We start from the raw sequence: 2,029 nt of genomic DNA, 5'->3' as shown, positions 1-2,029 counted from the left end.
ACCAGATCGGCGTTTTCCTCGAAACCGCATTCCACACACTCGAACCGCGCTTGGCTTAGCCGGTTCTCTTTGGCGACATGGCCGCAGCACGGACACGTTCGGCTGGTGTTTCTGGGCGGCACGGCAACAAGTCGTCCGCCATTCCAAGCCAGTTTGTAGTCCAACTGGCGGCGGAACTCATACCAGCCTTGGTCTAGGATAGCTTTATTCAGACCGGATTTGGCCCTAACATTTTTGCCAGGCGTTTCGGTTGTGCCTGATGCTGACCTGGACATATTCCGCACCTGCAAGTCCTCAATACACACCATCGCGTGGTTTTGGCTGATGGTGGTCGTTGCTTTGTGCAGGTAGTCGCGTCGAGCATTGCCGATACGGGCATGGATTTTCTGGACGTTGGCTTTCGCCTTATGGTCGCCCAGCTATTTTGCGGGGAGTTGTGGTGGAGCGCCGATTGAGATCATTCGACAGTACATCGAGCAACAACAGACGCCACGCTAACAATCAGGACTCTAGCGTGTCTGCGCTATTCATCCACGCCCTGAAACGACCGGGCTTTTCGCGCATTCCGGTAAAAACACACCTAGTAGAGGTGTCATAGTTCCTATTGTCATTAAAGACAGATCGTTAAACTAATCCCGTGTTCGAGATAAGACACAAAAAAATAATCAACGATCAATAACAATTTTAATGACGGAGTACAACACCATGAACAGACAACACCTATTAATCACCTTGTTATTAACTGCTTCTGCTTGGATCGCTACACCCGCACAAGCTGCTGATGTAATGACTTTCCCAGGTTCTATTTGCCATGCAAGTGACCCTAGCCAAGCGGGTAAGATTTTAAGATCGGTGGCAGGCGTACAAAACACCTCCTCAACGACTGCCGTTATGGTGAATTGCCCCTTAGTGCGCGATAACCACAGCAATTTCAACGGCACTGATTTAGTTCGCGTATATGCTTACCGTTCTTCTTCAGCAGGCGCTACTAGCTTGCAATGTACCTTAAGTAGCCGTAACAGTGATGGTGGTAGCGTAGCATCGAATACAGCTAGTTATAGCGGAATAGGCAGCACATTTTTAACCATGGATGTCGATGCGAGTACCTTTGGTGGTTATTATGTTGTCAGTTGCTATTTACCGCCTGCATCAAGTATTCGTGGTATTTATTTAGACGAAGTGCTTTAAATCACGGATAGTTTATTTTTAAGGAAAACAGATGATGAATAAGCTTGATGTTCTGTTAGTAGCCATTTGTGGCTCAGCATTAATTACCAATGCCGTGATTCTTTACTCACCTAAGCTTGAAATTGCTCCAGCCACTGTTGCTACGCTTGAAACCAATACCAACACTAGCAGTCATGAGCATCAGTTACTTGCAGAAATCAAGCGCTTACAAAGCTCATTAACCGCGATGGATGATCGGTTAATTCGTATGGAAGGCTTACTAGCGGCAAATACCGGTACTCGTGTTACCGAGCCAGCCAAAACAGAGGCTAAAGCTGCTACCCAAAAGCTGTCGTATGCTGAAATTCAACAGAAAAACCAAGCCTTACGCCAAGTGGCTAATACTAAGCTCAGCGACTCGTTTGCCTCAGAAGAGGCTGATAAGAAATGGGCGGCAAACACGATACAATTAATTCAAGATAAGTTGGCGCAATCAGAAAAGCTCGCGCAAGTAAATATCGTTAACGTCGATTGCAAAGCCAGCCTATGTCGACTAGAAGCGTTAGTCGAAGAACCTAGTCAGCTTATCGGCTTAGAAGAAGAACTACCGTTTTTGTTGGCTAATGAATTGCCAAGAACTCAAATTTTCAATGAACAACAGCCCGACGGCAGTAACCGGATTGAGATATTTTTAGCTAGGAAGGGTTATAAACTATAGCTAAAACGGGTTAGTTGGCGATACCTGTTAATCCACGGCTTTCTCATAAAAAAATTTTATAGACAAGTGGCATACTATTGAAAAATTAGAAACACAACCGATAAGAGAAAGATGTCCATAGAGCGTGCTATAAATAAAACGGAA

At 45.5% G+C, this 2,029-nt stretch carries 3 protein-coding genes and 1 pseudogene; 3 read left to right on the top strand and 1 reads right to left on the bottom strand.

Translation table 11 applies throughout. The features are described 5' to 3' along the window. The coding region (locus VZ94_RS24910; RefSeq protein ID WP_239650134.1) for an RNA-guided endonuclease InsQ/TnpB family protein at positions 1-371 on the bottom strand (371 nt) is incomplete at its 3' end. Between the two features lie 34 nt (positions 372-405). Between VZ94_RS24910 and VZ94_RS24905 the strand changes: the two are divergent. The 3 genes and pseudogenes from VZ94_RS24905 to VZ94_RS21115 all read left to right on the top strand — a co-directional run. Further along, positions 406-498: pseudogene (locus tag VZ94_RS24905) on the top strand (transposase); the annotation flags it as partial. A gap of 207 nt (positions 499-705) precedes the next feature. Further along, positions 706-1,188 (top strand): hypothetical protein, encoded by a 483-nt coding sequence (locus VZ94_RS21120; RefSeq protein WP_045780762.1) that lies wholly within the window; start codon positions 706-708, stop codon positions 1,186-1,188. Between the two features lie 31 nt (positions 1,189-1,219). After that, positions 1,220-1,885, top strand: a complete 666-nt coding sequence (locus tag VZ94_RS21115; protein WP_131655676.1) for a hypothetical protein — start codon at positions 1,220-1,222, stop codon at positions 1,883-1,885. Positions 1,886-2,029: the final 144 nt, after the last annotated feature.

The sequence above is a fragment of the Methylocucumis oryzae genome (assembly GCF_000963695.1).
Classification (GTDB): Bacteria; Pseudomonadota; Gammaproteobacteria; order Methylococcales; family Methylomonadaceae; genus Methylovulum; species Methylovulum oryzae.
Note: the sequence above shows the minus strand (reverse complement) of the source record. Positions and strands in the feature narration are given on the sequence as shown.